This is a genomic window from Brachybacterium sp. UNK5269 (assembly GCF_049266655.1).
Lineage (GTDB): Bacteria > Actinomycetota > Actinomycetes > Actinomycetales > Dermabacteraceae > Brachybacterium.
In genome coordinates this window covers 137,286-150,499 of the sequence record NZ_CP184883.1, presented here as the reverse complement: position 1 = coordinate 150,499, position 13,214 = coordinate 137,286, and the positions used below count along the sequence as shown (strand labels likewise).

Genomic DNA, 13,214 nt, shown 5'->3' with positions numbered 1-13,214 from the left:
ACACTGGGCTCATGAGCGCTGTGACGACCCGTGCCCTGCGACTGCTCGCCCTGCTGCAGTCCCGCACCGTCTGGTCCGGCCCCGAGCTCGCCGAGGAGCTCGGGGTGACGGTGCGGACGGTGCGGCGCGATGTGGACCGGCTGCGCGAGATGGGCTACCCGGTCCTCACCTCGGCCGGGCACGGCGGCGGCTACCAGCTGGGCGCGGGGCGCGAGCTGCCGCCGCTGCTGCTGGGCCCGCACGAGGCGGTCGCGGTCGCCGTCGGCCTGCGGCTGACGGCGGTCTCCGGGATCGAGGGGCTCGACGCCGAGGCGCTGCGCGCCCTCGCGACGCTGGACCGGATCCTGCCCCCGCAGGTCCGCTCCGAGGTCGCCGCGCTCTCCGAGGCGATGCGGGTGGTGGCCCGCCCCGGCCCCACCGCCCGCTCGGAGGTGCTGATGGCCCTGGCCACCGCGGTGCGCGACGCACGCCGGGTCCGGGTCGACTACGAGCGGCCCGACGGTCAGCGCGCCGAGCGTCGGCTGGAGCCCTACCGGGTGCTGTCGATCGAGCGGCGCTGGTACCTGTTCGCCTGGGACCTCGAACGGGAGGACTGGCGCACCTTCCGGCTGGACCGGATGCACGCGGTCCACCCCTCCACCTTCCCGATCACCCCGCGGCCCACCCCGGACATCGAGGCGACGGTGCGGGCCTCGATCACCCGCGGCCCCTACCCGCGGGAGGCCACGGTGCGGATCCTCGCCCCGTACGCCGAGATCTGCGACCGGATCTCCCCGCGCGCCGCCACCCTCACCGCCGACGGCGAGAACGCCTGCCTGCTGCGCGCCGGCGTGGACGACGCCGAATGGCTCGCCTACTACCTGCTCTCCCTCCACGTCCCGCTCGAGGTGATCGACCCGCCCGAGCTGCTCGAGACCTTCCAGGACATCAGCCGGCGCGCGGCGCAGGTGCGGCGCGGAGCCGCAGCGGAGTGAGGACGGCTCAGAGCAGCAGCAGGCTCAGCGCAGCAGCAGGGCTCAGAGCAGCAACAGGCTCAGCGCGGCGGCGACCGTGAGCACCAGGATCAGGCGGTCGAACACCTTCTGCGGGATCCGGCGGGCGACCTTCGCGCCGATGAAGGCGCCGAGCAGCACCACCGGCACCAGCATCGCGTCCATCACCAGGGTGTCGCGGGTGATCAGCCCGAGGCCCGCCGAGAACGGCACCTTGAAGAGGTTGACGATCGCGAAGTACCACGCCGAGGTGCCCAGGAACGTCAGCACCGGCAGCCGCATCGCCAGGAAGTACAGCGACATCACCGGCCCCGCGGCGTTGGCGACCATGGTGGTGAAGCCGCCCAGCAGGCCGTAGCCCACGCCCTGCGCGGTGGCCGCGGCGCCGGGCCGGGAGCCCTGCGCTGCGGCGCGGGTCGGCGGCAGGGCCGTCCCGTCGGCCGCCCTGGCCGCCTCGGCGCGCTGGGCGGCGTGGCGGCGCCAGAGCGTGACCGCCACCAGGACCAGCAGGATCACGCCGATCGTGATGCGCACCGCCCGGCCGTCGACCGCGGCGAAGTAGAACGCGCCGAGCACCACGCCGATCATGGCGCTGGGCAGCAGCCGCACCAGGGTGCGCCAGTCGGGTTCGCGGCGGTAGAGCCACAGCGCCGTCATGTCGCCCACGATCAGCAGCAGCAGGAGCGCGGCGGTGGACTCCTTGGCGGGCATGGCCAGGGCGAAGAAGCCCACGGCGAGGGTGCCGGCGCCGGGCAGGGCGGTCTTGGAGAAGCCGACGATCAGGGCGCCGATGGCGACGAGCAGCCAGGCGCCCGCGCCGAGGTCGGGGATCAGCGCAAGGAGATCGGGCATGGTCAGTGAAGCTACCACCGCCCGGGGCGCGGCATGGTGGCCGTCCGTCGGGATCCACCACCCGTCCCGTCCGCTCGACTGGCCCGTGCAGGAGGGCGGATACTGGCCTGAGCAGCACAGGCGCGCATACCCGGTCCGAGGTCGGCGAGCCGAGTGCCCTGAGGAGGGCGGGTGAAGATGACGCTGGGGGAACGGATCTCTGACCTCGCGGACGGCATAGGCAATCTCCTGGGACTGCTGGAGCCCTTCGCTCCCTACGCGACCGCCGTCGCCGCACTGATCGCCGCAGTGATCGCCCTGTTCACGCTCGACCATCGGCGCCGTGCGGACAGTCGAGCCGAGTGGTGGCGGCGTGTCGAGTACGCCATGGACCTCACACGGGAGATGGACAAGGTCGGCCGGAACACGGGGATGCAGTTGTTGAACCACCTGCTCGACGACAGGAGGTGGGACCCGACAGACGTGAGGACGCTCGCGGAAGCCAACGAGATCCTCATCAGCGAGCTCGTGAACAGCCTGACGCTGGAGAACGAGAACCCACCGCCCTCTACCGGCTCGGAGCACGTGCTCGGTAGGCTCAGGCGCAGGATCACCCGAAGGAGGTCCCGATGAACGCCGACAGACCCCGACGATCAGCCCGGTCGAGCAAGGCTTACACCGTCGTCCTGAAATCCCGGGACAACCAGCGCCTCAGCGTGCAGGACCCGCTCGACGCACAGTTCCTCGAACTCGCGGACGAGTTCCAGATGAAGGCGCGGGAGATCACAGGGGACCTCCCCGACGAACGCAAACGCCGCCACGTCGCACACTGAGGGTGCGCATCGGTCACCCGATCCAGTCCGCGTCGACCGCATCCCCTCCCCCGGCCGCGGCGTGGGCGGCGCCCAGGACCAGGGCCATGGCGGCGGCGCCTGGGTCGATGACGCCCCTGGCGGCGTCGCCGACGTAGCTGGCCCGTCCGCGGCGGGCGGTGGTCTCCGCGGTGGCCCTCGCCCCGTCGACGGCGGCCTGCGCGGCGGCGCCCAGCGCCTCGACCGGCCCGCGTCCGGCCCCGAGCGCCTCGCGCAGGGCGGTGACCGCCGGGTCGAGGGCGTCGATCATGGTCTTGTCGCCGACCTGCGCCTCGCCGTACTTCTGGATCGTGGCCTGCCCGGCGGCGAGCGCCTCGGCGAAGCGCTCCGCGGTGGGCGCGGCGTCCTCGTCGGCCGCCTTCGCGAGGTCGCGGAAGAACGTGCCGAACAGCGGGCCGCTGGTCCCGCCCACCCCGAGCCAGGCCCGCGACAGCGCGGTCAGCCAGGCCCGGGAGGTGCCGGGGCGGTCGGTCTCCACCGAGGCGTCCAGCAGCTTCATGGCGGTGCGGACGTTGGCGCCGAAGTCCCCGTCACCGGCGCGGCGGTCGAGGTCGCCGAGGGCGTCGGCGGCGCTCACCAGCGCCTCGCGGATCCCGGTGACCAGGGCGCGGCCGAAGTCGTCGCCGAGGGTGTCGGTGCTGCTCATCGTGGTCTCCTCACCAGGAAAGGGCCGGGGTGCGGACGGGGGCGTCCCAGAGCCGACGCAGCTCGTCGTCCAGCGGCATCAGGGTCAGCGAGAGGCCGTGCATGTCGAGGCTGGTGACGTAGGGGCCCACCAGCCAGCGGCCGACGGTGATGCCCGCGCCCTCGAGGCGGTGGTGCAGGCGGCGGGCGACGAGCTGCAGCTCGAGCGGGTAGGTGGAGCCGAGGTCGTTGACGATCGCGAGCACCTCGTCGCCGCGGGAGAGGCCGAGGTCCTTCAGCAACGGGTCCAGCAGCAGGTCGGTGAGGCCGTCGGCGCTGGTGAACGGGACGCGTCGGGCGGCGCGCTCGCCGTGGATGCCGACGCCCAGCTCGACCTCGTCGTGGCCGAGGGTGAACTGGGGCTCCGGATCGCCGGGGTGGGTGCCGGCGGCGAGGGCGAGGCTCATGGTGCGGGCCGCGGCGGCGGTGCGGCGGCCGACGGCGGCGACCTGCTGCAGGTCCGCGCCCTCCTCGGCGGCGGCGCCGCAGACCTTCTCCACGATCACGGTGGCGGCGGTGCCGCGGCGGCCCGGCCCGTCGCCGTCGCGGTCGGTGGCGAGGTCGTCGTCGACCAGCACGATCTCGGTCTCGATGGCGTCGTCCCCGCTGATCTCCCCGGCGATGCGGAAGTTCAGCACGTCGCCGGTGTAGTTCTTGACGATCTGGACCACGCCCCGGCCGGCGTCGGCCGCCTTGGTGGCCTCGAGGACCTGCAGCGCGGTGGGGCTGGCGAAGACGGCGCCGGCGACCGCGACGTCGAGCATCCCGGTGCCGACGAAGCCGGCGTGCAGGGGCTCGTGGCCGGAGCCGCCGCCGGAGACCAGGCCCACCTTGCCGCGGGCCCGCTGCCTGCGGGTGACGAAGCGATGCTGCGCATCGAGGTCGAGCAGCTGCGGATGGCTGAGCACGAGACCCTCGAGGGCCTCGGGCACCAGATCCTCGGGATCATTGACGATGCTGCGGCGCACGGGCGCTCCTTCCCGGGCAGGGGCGGGTGGGGCGAGCGTAGCGCCGATCGGGGCGGGACGGGGCGGGATCGGGAGGACGGACGGCGCGCCCCGCTGACCAGCACCGAGAGTTCACCCCGCGTCCACGACCGGCGCAGGGTGACCGCGTACGGTGCGGCCCATGCGTCTCCTCCTGATCCGTCACGGCCAGACCCCGAACAACGTGCGCGGGGCCCTCGACACCGCCTACCCCGGGGCCGGGCTGACCGAGCTCGGCCGCGCCCAGGCCGAGGCCGTCCCCGGAGCGCTGCGCGACGAGCGGATCGCCGGGATCCACGTCTCCCGCCTGGTGCGCACCCACGAGACCGCCGCTCCCCTGGCCGCCGCGCTCGGGCTGCTGCCGCGACTGACCGAGGGACTCGAGGAGATCCCCGCCGGTGACCTCGAGATGGAGCGCGGCGAGGGCGCCGTGGACGCCTACCAGGAGAATCAGGCGCACTGGGGAGCGCGGGACTTCGACCACGCCCTGCGGGGCGGCGAGAGCGGCCACTCCTTCTGGGAGCGCTACACGACCGCCCTGCGGCAGGTCGCCGATCTCTACGACGAGGACGCGACCGTCGCCGTGGTCAGCCACGGCGCCGCGATCCGGGTCTTCTCCATCCTCGCCGCCGGCCTGGCCCCCGCCACTCGCGAGGACCGCCCGCTGTTCAACACCGGCATGGTCACCCTCACCGGGCACCCCGATCGCGGCTGGGAGCTGACCGACTGGATCAGCGAGCCGATCGGCGGGACGCACCTGCTGGGCGACGTCCGCCACGACGTCACGGCGGATGCCACCGCCGACGCCGCCGTCTGAGCGGAGCCGTCGGGCGCCCCGTCGGCGGCGCGCCCCTCAGGCGGTGAGGATGCCGTCCAGGCCGCGGGCCGCGCGGTCGCCCGAGACCAGGGCCCCCTGGATGGACGCGGTGTCGCGATGGTCGCCGACCAGCCAGGTGGCCTCACCGATGCGCTGCCGACGTCGGTCCACGAGCGGCGGGGGCTGCGCCGGGAGGGTGTGCGGGATGACGTGGTGGACGAGGACCTCCCACCCCGCCGTCGAGACACCGTAGATGCGCTCCAGGTCGCGGCGCACCGCATGCTCGTCGGCGCGCCCGTCGGGCCGGTCCAGCAGGGTGGTCGCCTGGATCAGATGCCGGCCCGCCGGAGCGTAGCTCGGGGCGACCTCGCTGACGACGGCCGTGTTCCACACCGGCCCCGCCGGCCCGCCACCCGGCCGGGAGGCGTCGAGCACCAGGAACCGTCCCCGCCGCGGGGACTGCGGCGCGCTGAACCACCAGGTGGTCAGGCCATGGGTGGCAGGGGCGGGGCGGTCGGTGAGCTCGCCGATGCGCTGCGGGTCGACGGCGACGATGACGGCGCGGGCGCGCAGCGCACCGGAGTCGGTGCTCACCTCGACGCCCCCGGCGCCCTCGCGCACCGCCCGCGCCGGGGTGGCGAGCCGGACGGGATCGCGCAGCGAGGCGGCCATCTGCTCGGGCAGCGCCTGCATCCCCGCGCTCGGCAGGCCGGGGGCGCCGAGGGCGAAGGACCGCACCAGCAGGCGCACGTAGTTGGCCGAGGCCGTCCCGGAGCTGTCGGCGAGGACCCCGGCGAGGAAGGTGTCCAGCACGTCCCGGCGCAGCGGTCCGGTCAGTCCCACGCGGTCGAAGGAGTCGTGCAGCGTCTCATCGTCGGTGGCACGGGAGGCGACCGTGGCGCGCAGGAGCGTGGGGACGATCCACCGGGCGAGCCCGGCCAGCTCCGCGGCCGTGAGGCGGCTGCTGGTGAGGGTCCCGAGCGCGTGGCGGGGGTGGCGCAGCGGGTGGGCGAGGGTGCGGATCCCGGTGGCGTCGCGGATCGCCGCGCCCACCCCGAAGCGCTGCAGGTCCAGGGCCGCGAGGTCGATCCAGCTCCGCACGGCCGGGTAGGCCGGGTTGAGCACCTGGAAGCCGCGGTCGCAGCGGAAGCCGTCGATCACGTCGGTGCGGATGCGCCCGCCGACGGCCTCCTCCGCCTCGAGCACGATCACGCGGTGACCGTCGCGCTGGAGCCGACGGGCGCTCTGCAGACCGGCGAGACCTGCTCCGATCACGATGACATCGGCGTCCATGGGGCTTCCCTCCGGCGGCGGCGCGGCCATTCTACGGACGGCACCGGGCCCCCGGCACGCGCCGGGGACGCCGGTCCCCCCCGGCTCCGTCCCTCCGACGACGTCACCAGCGCGGGTGGATGCTCTCCCGCAGCAGCTCGTCGTAGGTCTCGTGCACGGCGGTGTCGAAGCGGCCGATGATCGCGGCCTGCTCGGCGGTGGGCTCGCTGCCGGCGGCCGCGTTGGCGCGGGCCTGCTCCTCGCGGCTGGCGCCGGGGATCGCGGCGGTCACGCCGGGCTGGGCGAGGATCCAGCGCAGGCTGGCCTCCGGCAGGGACATCTCGCCCTCGAGCGCGGCCTCGAGGCGGGCGACGGCGGCCAGGCCGGTCTCGTAGTCCACGCCGGAGAAGGTCTCGCCCTGGTCGAAGGCCTCGCCGTGGCGGTTGAAGCTGCGGTGGTCGTTCTCGGCGAAGCGGGTCTGCGGGGAGAACTTGCCGGTCAGCAGGCCGGAGGCGAGCGGCACCCGGGCGATGATCGCCACGCCCCGCTCGGCCGCGAGCGGCAGCACCTGGTCCAGGGGCTTGAGGCGGAAGGGGTTCAGGATGATCTGGATCGAGGCGAGGTGCTCGCGCTCCAGGCTGATCAGCGCCTCCTCGACGGTCTCCACGCTCACCCCCCAGGCGGCGATCTTCTGCTCGGCGGCGAGGGCGTCGAGCACGTCGAACACCCGGTCGTCGCGGTAGATGGCGGGCGGCGGGCAGTGCAGCTGGACGAGGTCCAGGGTGTCCATGGCGAGGTTCGTCCGGGAGCGCTCGACCCAGCCGCGCAGGTTCTCCTCGGTGAAGGTCTCCGGGGCGAAGGGGTCGGCCCGGCGGGAGGCCTTGGTGGCGATGAACGGCAGCTCCGACACGGCGGCTCCGGCGCTCGCCCGGCGGGCGCGCATCGCCCCGACCAGCTGCTCGCTGCGGCCGTCGCCGTAGACGTCGGCGGTGTCGAAGAAGGTGACGCCGGCGTCGAGGGCGGCCTCGAGCACGGAGCGCGCGGAGTCGTCGCTGACCTCTCCCCAGTCGGCGCCGATCTGCCAGCAGCCCTGGCCGATCACGGAGAGGGGCGGCCCAGCCGGGCCGGGGTGCGGTACTGCATGGACATCGTTGACCTCGCGTTCGTGGGGGCTGAAGCTGGTGAGCGTCGAGGACAGTCTTCCAGATCAGGCGCTCTCCACCCGGGCGGGGTCGAAGTGCTCGACCACGGCGCGCACCAGTGCCCCCATCCGGCTGCGGGCCGGCATCAGCGCCGGCAGGTCCCGGGCGCGCAGCGGCGCCGCGGTGAGCGGGCCGACGGCGGCGAACAGGAGGCGCCCGGAGCGGGCTTGCTCGGTGATGCCGGGCAGGGCGCCGGCCTGCTCGGCCGCGGCCAGCCAGTTCTCGGTGCCCGGCGCCGCGGTGAACAGCACCGCGTCCACCTCGCCCCGGGCGGCGTCGAGCACCGAACGGCGCACGGCGGCGGGGTCGCGGGGCGGCCCCCAGCGGTAGACGGTCAGCGCCAGCACCTCCGCTCCCCACTCGAGCAGGTGCGCGTCGAGTCCGTCGGCCCCGGAGCCGTGATGCTGCACGGCGACGCGCACCCCGTGCAGGTCCTCGCGGGCGAGGTGCGCGATGACCTCGGCGGAGGTGCCGTCGGCCGCGACCCAGTCCACGCTCAGCCCTGCCTGCAGGGCGGCGCCGCGGGCCTTGGGGCCGCGGGCGATCACTCGGGTGCCGGCCAGGGCGCGGCGCAGCGGGGCGGCGAGGTCCGCGGCCCGGGCGGCCTCGAACCAGCCGCGCACCCCCACCCCGGTGGTCGCAATGAGCACCTGCGGTGGGCGGCGGATCAGCGCGCGGGTGCGGGCGAGCAGCTGCGGGTCGTCCACGTGGGGGATCATGCTCATCGCCGGGGCGTGGTGGATCGCGGCGCCGTGCCGGACCAGCGCCGCGGCGAGCTCCTCGGCGCGTCGGTCCAGCGCCAGGTCGATCCGCTGCCCCCGCAGCGCGCCCGAGAGCGGGGCCGGGGCGCTCACAGCGCGGGACCCGCGGCCACCGGTGCGGCGACGGCCGCCAGCGAGGTCGGCGCCGGCAGCAGCAGACCGGCCCGGGCGACCTCGCCGATGACGATCACGGCGGGGCTGCGCACCGCGGCCTGCTCGGCCGCGCGCACCGCCTCGCCCAGGGTGGTGCGGGTGGTGCGCTGGCGCGGGGTGTAGCCGTTCTCGATGATCGCGACCGGGCGCTGCGGCGGCACCCCGTGGGCCAGGGCCGCGGCGATGAGGCCCGGCAGTGCGCGCACGCCCATCAGCACCACCGTGGTCACGGCCGCATCGGCGAGCGCGGCGAGGGTGGCGGCGGAGGGGCCGCGGGGCCCGTCGACGTCGTGCCCGCTGACCACGTGGACCGTGCTCGCGAGACCGCGGTGGGTGACGGGCACCCCGGCGGCCTGCGGCACGGCGATCGCGCTGCTGATGCCGGGGACCACCTCGACGGGGATCCCGGCGGCCAGGCAGGCGGCGAACTCCTCCCCGCCGCGCCCGAACACGAAGGGGTCCCCGCCCTTCAGGCGCACCACCGCCCGGCCGGCCAGGGCGTGGGCGATGAGCAGGTGGTTGATCTCCGCCTGTGGGACGGGATGGTGGCCGGGGCGCTTGCCGACGTCGATCAGCAGGGCCTCGGCGCGCAGCTCGGCGCCGATCTCGTCGGCCGGGCCCAGCCGGTCGGCGATCACCACGTCGGCCGCCCGCAGCAGGCGCAGCGCCCGCACGGTCAGCAGGTCGACCGGGCCCGGGCCGCCGCCGACCAGGGCGACGGTGCCGGGTGCGGCGCTCATCGGGCGCCACCGCGCTGCAGGAACAGCTCGCCGTCCCGGGTCCGCACCGGCCACACCCGCAGGCGGCGGAACTCCTTCCCCTGGGTCTCCACGCAGGTGCCCGAGCGCAGGTCGAAGATCTGCTTGTACATCGGGGAGGCGACGGTGGGGCGGTCGCCGCGCGAGCCCACGATCCCGCGGGAGATGACGTTGGCCCCGGAGTAGGGGTCGTAGTTGTCGACCGCGCGGACGCTGCCGTCGGTCAGCAGGAACAGCGCCACCTGCTCGTGGCCCACCAGGGCGGCGCGGCCGCGCTCGACCTCGAGGGCGCTCAGGGAGCACACGTGCATCCAGTTCGCCTCGAGCAGCGGGGCGCGGGTGGTGAGGGTGGGTGCGGTCATCGTCGTACCTCCAGAGTCGTGCCGGCGATCAGGACGGTGCGGTCCTCGCGCTCCTCGGGGCGGGCCGGTCGCAGCTGCCCGCGTTCGGGGACGTAGGCGAGCGAGGGGTCGGGGGTGGTGGGGGCGTTGACGAAGGAGCCGAAGCGGGCGAGCTTGGCGGGGTCGGCGAGGGTGGCCGCCCATTCGTCCTGGTAGCCCGCCACGTGGCGGGCCATGGCGGCGTCGAGGTCGACGGCGAGGCCCAGGGAGTCCTCCATGATCACCGCGCGCAGCCCGTCGATCCCGCCGTCGAGCGCCTCCAGCCAGGGGGCGGTGCGCTGGAGCTTGTCGGCGGTGCGCACGTAGTACATGAAGTACCGGTCCAGGGTGCGGATCAGGGTGTCGTCGTCCAGGCCCTCGGCGAGCAGCTCGGCGTGGCGGGGGTTCGCGCCGCCGTTGCCGCCGACGTACAGGTTCCAGCCCTGGGCGGTGGCGATGATGCCGGCGTCCTTGCTGCGGGCCTCGGCGCATTCGCGGGCGCAGCCGGAGACGCCGAGCTTGAACTTGTGCGGGGCGCGCAGTCCCCGGTAGCGCAGCTCGAGGGTCACGGCCATGCCGGTGGAGTCGAGCACGCCGTACCGGCACCAGGCCGAGCCGACGCAGCTCTTCACGGTGCGCAGGGACTTGCCGTAGGCGTGGCCGGATTCGAAGCCGGCGTCGATCAGGCGCTGCCAGATCAGCGGCAGCTCCTCGAGGCGGGCGCCGAACATGTCCACCCGCTGGCCGCCGGTGATCTTGGTGTAGAGCCCGAAGTCGCGGGCCACCTCCCCCACCGTGATCAGGCCCTCGGGGGTGACCTCGCCGCCGGGCATCCGCGGGACCACGGAGTAGGTGCCGTCCTTCTGGAGGTTGGCCATGACGTGGTCGTTGGTGTCCTGCAGGGTGGCGTTCTCGCCGTCCAGCACATGGCTGCCGGTGAGGACGGCGAGGATGCTGGCGAGCACCGGCTTGCAGGTGTCGCAGCCGCGGCCGCGGCCGAAGCGCTCGATGACGGCGCTGAAGGTGGTCAGGCCCGAGACGTGCACGGCGTCGAACAGCTGCCGACGGGACAGCGCGAAGTGCTCGCAGAGCCCGGCCGAGACGGTCCGGCCCATCCGGGTCAGCTCGGTGCCCAGCAGCGACTTGACCATCACCGTGCAGGAGCCGCAGGTGGCGCCCGCCTTGGTGCAGGCCTTGAGCTCGGCGAGGTCGGTGCAGCCGTCCTCGCGCACCGCGTGGCGGATCGCGCCGGCGGTGACCGAGGAGCAGGAGCAGACCACGGCCGCATCGGGCAGCTCGGCGGTGGGGGCGGCGGCGCCGGCGGGCAGCAGGTAGGCGGCGGGGTCGCCGCCCAGGGCGCCGCCCACCAGCGGGCGCAGGGACCCGTAGGCGGAGGCGTCACCCACCAGCATGCCGCCCAGCAGGGTCTTCGCGTCGTCGGAGAGGACGAGCTTCTTGTGGACGCCGTTCACGGGGTCGGAGTAGACGACGTCCAGGGCGCCGGGGGTGGTGGCGAAGGCGTCGCCGAAGCTGGCGACGTCCACCCCGGAGAGCTTGAGCTTGGTGGAGAGGTCGTAGCCGGCGAAGGTGGCCTGCCCGCCGAGGATCCGGTCGCAGGCCACCTCGGCCATGGCGTAGCCGGGGGCCACCAGGCCCACGCACTGCCCGTCGAAGGAGGCGACCTCGCCGATCGCCCAGATCGCCGGGTCGGAGGTGCGGCAGGACTCGTCGATGCGGGCGCCGCCGCGCTCATCGCACACCAGGCCCGCGGCGCGGGCGAGCTCGTCGCGGGGGCGGACGCCGACGGTGAAGACCACCAGGTCCGCGGGCAGCTCCTGGCCGTCGCGCAGCATCACGGCGCGGGCCCGGCCGGCGTCATCGGTCAGCACGGCGGTGGTGCGGGCGTCGGTGCGCACCTGCAGGCCGCGCTGCTCGACCAGGCGGCGCAGGGCGGCGCCGGCGGGCAGGTCCAGCTGGGCGGACATGAGCCGGTCGCTGGACTGCAGGACGGTGGCCTCGGCGTCCAGGCCCTGCAGGGCGCCGGCGGCCTCGAGGCCCAGCAGGCCGCCGCCGACGACGATCCCGCGCACCGGCCGGTCCAGCTCGGCGGCGCGGCGGCGCACGTGCTCGCGCAGGGCGGTGACGTCGTCCAGGGTGCGGTAGACGAAGCAGCCGGGCAGCTCCGCGCCCTCGACCGGGGGGCGGGCGGCGATCGAGCCGGTGGCCAGGACCAGGTGGTCGTAGGGGTGCTGGACGCCGGAGGCGGTGGTGACGGTGCGGGCCGTGCGGTCGATCGCGACGGCCCGGTCCCCGGCGTGGAGGGTGACGCGGGGGTCCTCGAAGATCGTGTCCGGGAGGGTGAGGTGCTCGGCGTCGTCCCCGTCGAAGAAGCGGGTCAGGCCCACCCGGTCGTAGGGGCGGCGGTGCTCGTCGCCGAGGACGGTGACGGAGATGCGCTCCTCGGCGCGGGTGACCAGGGAGTCCACCAGGCGGTGGGCGACCATCCCGGCGCCGATGACCACGATGCGGGGGCTCATCGCACGGCTCCCGCGAGCTCCGGGGCGACCTGCGCCGGGACGGCGGGCAGCGGGGCGAGGCCCGGGGCGGCCGCCGCGGCCGCGCGGCGGCGGTGGGCGAAGTAGAGGGGGAGGCCGACGAAGGTCAGGCCGCCGACGAGGTTGCCGATGACGGTGGGGATCTCGTTCCAGATCAGGTAGTCCATGAGCGTGAAGTCGGCGCCCAGCAGCAGCCCGGAGGGGAACAGGAACATGTTCACGATGGAGTGCTCGAAGCCCATGTAGAAGAAGAGCATCACGGGCATCCACATGCAGGCGATCTTGCCGATCATGCTGTCGGACATGAACGCGCCCACCACCCCGGTGGAGACCATCCAGTTGCACAGCACGCCGCGCACGAACAGGGTGAGCATCCCGGCCGCGCCGTACTCCGCGTAGCCGACGGTGCGGCCGTGGCCGATCTCGGAGATCGCCTGGCCGACGGCGCTGGGCTCGGTGGCGAAGCCGTAGGTGAAGTAGATGGCCATGAGCACGGCCACGGTCATCGCCCCGACCAGGTTGCCGAGGAACACCAGGGACCAGACGCGCAGCACCTTCAGCGCGGTCACCCCGGGCTTGCGTGCGATCAGGGCCATCGGCAGCAGGGTGAACACCCCGGTGAGCAGGTCGAAGCCCATCAGGTACAGCAGGATGAAGCCGACGGGGAACAGCACGGCGCCCAGCAGCGGCTGGCCGGTCTGGGTGGAGACGGTGACGGCGAAGGCGGCGGCCAGGGCGAGGATCGCGCCGCCCATGGTCGAGCGCAGCAGGGTCTCGGTGGTCGAGTACGTCACCTTGGCGGCGCCGGCGGCGGTGAGCCGGTCCACCAGATCGGCGGGCGAGACGTAGGACATGGCGGCTCCTTGGAGAGGTGGGGTGGCCTGTCCCGTGCGCCTGCAGCGGGTCCGGTCATCCTGTGGCCTCGTCGCCGTGACCAGAAGGGCGAAGGGG

General features: G+C 74.3%; 14 protein-coding genes. 4 read left to right on the top strand and 10 right to left on the bottom strand.

From position 1 onward, the window contains the following. Positions 1–11 precede the first annotated feature (11 nt). A complete protein-coding gene (locus tag ACOJUI_RS00725) occupies positions 12–974 on the top strand; it encodes a helix-turn-helix transcriptional regulator (RefSeq protein ID WP_422116202.1) in 963 nt (320 codons plus the stop codon). 42 nt (positions 975–1,016) lie between these two features. Here ACOJUI_RS00725 and ACOJUI_RS00720 read toward each other — a convergent pair whose 3' ends face one another. Beyond that, positions 1,017–1,844, bottom strand: coding sequence for a sulfite exporter TauE/SafE family protein (locus ACOJUI_RS00720; RefSeq protein WP_422116201.1), 828 nt, complete (start codon positions 1,842–1,844; stop codon positions 1,017–1,019). Between the two features lie 171 nt (positions 1,845–2,015). Here ACOJUI_RS00720 and ACOJUI_RS00715 point away from each other — a divergent pair, with 171 nt between their 5' ends. Both ACOJUI_RS00715 and ACOJUI_RS00710 read left to right on the top strand, forming a co-directional pair. Then, positions 2,016–2,456: a hypothetical protein gene (locus ACOJUI_RS00715; RefSeq protein ID WP_422116200.1), complete on the top strand. Its 441-nt coding sequence runs from the start codon at positions 2,016–2,018 to the stop codon at positions 2,454–2,456. Then, positions 2,453–2,656, top strand: coding sequence for a hypothetical protein (locus ACOJUI_RS00710; RefSeq protein ID WP_422116199.1), 204 nt, complete (start codon positions 2,453–2,455; stop codon positions 2,654–2,656). Before ACOJUI_RS00715 ends, ACOJUI_RS00710 begins: the two co-directional genes overlap by 4 nt. 13 nt (positions 2,657–2,669) lie before the next feature. Here ACOJUI_RS00710 and dhaL read toward each other — a convergent pair whose 3' ends face one another. Together dhaL and ACOJUI_RS00700 are read right to left on the bottom strand one after the other, a co-directional pair. Then, positions 2,670–3,341 carry a dihydroxyacetone kinase subunit DhaL gene (gene dhaL, locus ACOJUI_RS00705; protein WP_422116198.1) on the bottom strand — a complete coding sequence of 224 codons (672 nt, stop codon included), beginning with the start codon at positions 3,339–3,341 and terminating at the stop codon, positions 2,670–2,672. 10 nt (positions 3,342–3,351) lie between these two features. Beyond that, a complete protein-coding gene (locus ACOJUI_RS00700) occupies positions 3,352–4,347 on the bottom strand; it encodes a dihydroxyacetone kinase subunit DhaK (RefSeq protein ID WP_422116197.1) in 996 nt (331 codons plus the stop codon). A 160-nt stretch (positions 4,348–4,507) separates the two neighbouring features. Here ACOJUI_RS00700 and ACOJUI_RS00695 point away from each other — a divergent pair, with 160 nt between their 5' ends. Continuing rightward, a complete protein-coding gene (locus ACOJUI_RS00695; RefSeq protein ID WP_422116196.1) occupies positions 4,508–5,182 on the top strand; it encodes a histidine phosphatase family protein in 675 nt (224 codons plus the stop codon). Between the two features lie 36 nt (positions 5,183–5,218). Here the strand turns inward: ACOJUI_RS00695 and ACOJUI_RS00690 are convergent, their stop codons facing one another. From ACOJUI_RS00690 to ACOJUI_RS00660, 7 genes are all read right to left on the bottom strand, one after another. After that, positions 5,219–6,475, bottom strand: a complete 1,257-nt coding sequence (locus ACOJUI_RS00690) for a flavin monoamine oxidase family protein (protein ID WP_422116195.1) — start codon at positions 6,473–6,475, stop codon at positions 5,219–5,221. 103 nt (positions 6,476–6,578) lie between these two features. Then, positions 6,579–7,556, bottom strand: coding sequence for an aldo/keto reductase (locus ACOJUI_RS00685; protein WP_422116194.1), 978 nt, complete (start codon positions 7,554–7,556; stop codon positions 6,579–6,581). A gap of 105 nt (positions 7,557–7,661) precedes the next feature. Continuing rightward, positions 7,662–8,510: a uroporphyrinogen-III synthase gene (locus tag ACOJUI_RS00680; protein ID WP_422116193.1), complete on the bottom strand. Its 849-nt coding sequence runs from the start codon at positions 8,508–8,510 to the stop codon at positions 7,662–7,664. After that, positions 8,507–9,310: a uroporphyrinogen-III C-methyltransferase gene (cobA, locus tag ACOJUI_RS00675; protein ID WP_422116192.1), complete on the bottom strand. Its 804-nt coding sequence runs from the start codon at positions 9,308–9,310 to the stop codon at positions 8,507–8,509. The genes ACOJUI_RS00680 and cobA overlap by 4 nt, the downstream gene beginning before the upstream one ends. Then, the gene (gene nirD / locus ACOJUI_RS00670) at positions 9,307–9,690 is read right to left on the bottom strand and encodes a nitrite reductase small subunit NirD (RefSeq protein WP_422116191.1); all 384 of its coding nucleotides are present in this window, start codon (positions 9,688–9,690) and stop codon (positions 9,307–9,309) included. The genes cobA and nirD overlap by 4 nt, the downstream gene beginning before the upstream one ends. Then, positions 9,687–12,245 (bottom strand): nitrite reductase large subunit NirB, encoded by a 2,559-nt coding sequence (nirB, locus tag ACOJUI_RS00665; RefSeq protein WP_422116190.1) that lies wholly within the window; start codon positions 12,243–12,245, stop codon positions 9,687–9,689. Before nirB ends, nirD begins: the two co-directional genes overlap by 4 nt. Continuing rightward, positions 12,242–13,117, bottom strand: a complete 876-nt coding sequence (locus ACOJUI_RS00660) for a formate/nitrite transporter family protein (protein WP_422116189.1) — start codon at positions 13,115–13,117, stop codon at positions 12,242–12,244. Before ACOJUI_RS00660 ends, nirB begins: the two co-directional genes overlap by 4 nt. Between the last annotated feature and the right edge of the window lie 97 nt (positions 13,118–13,214).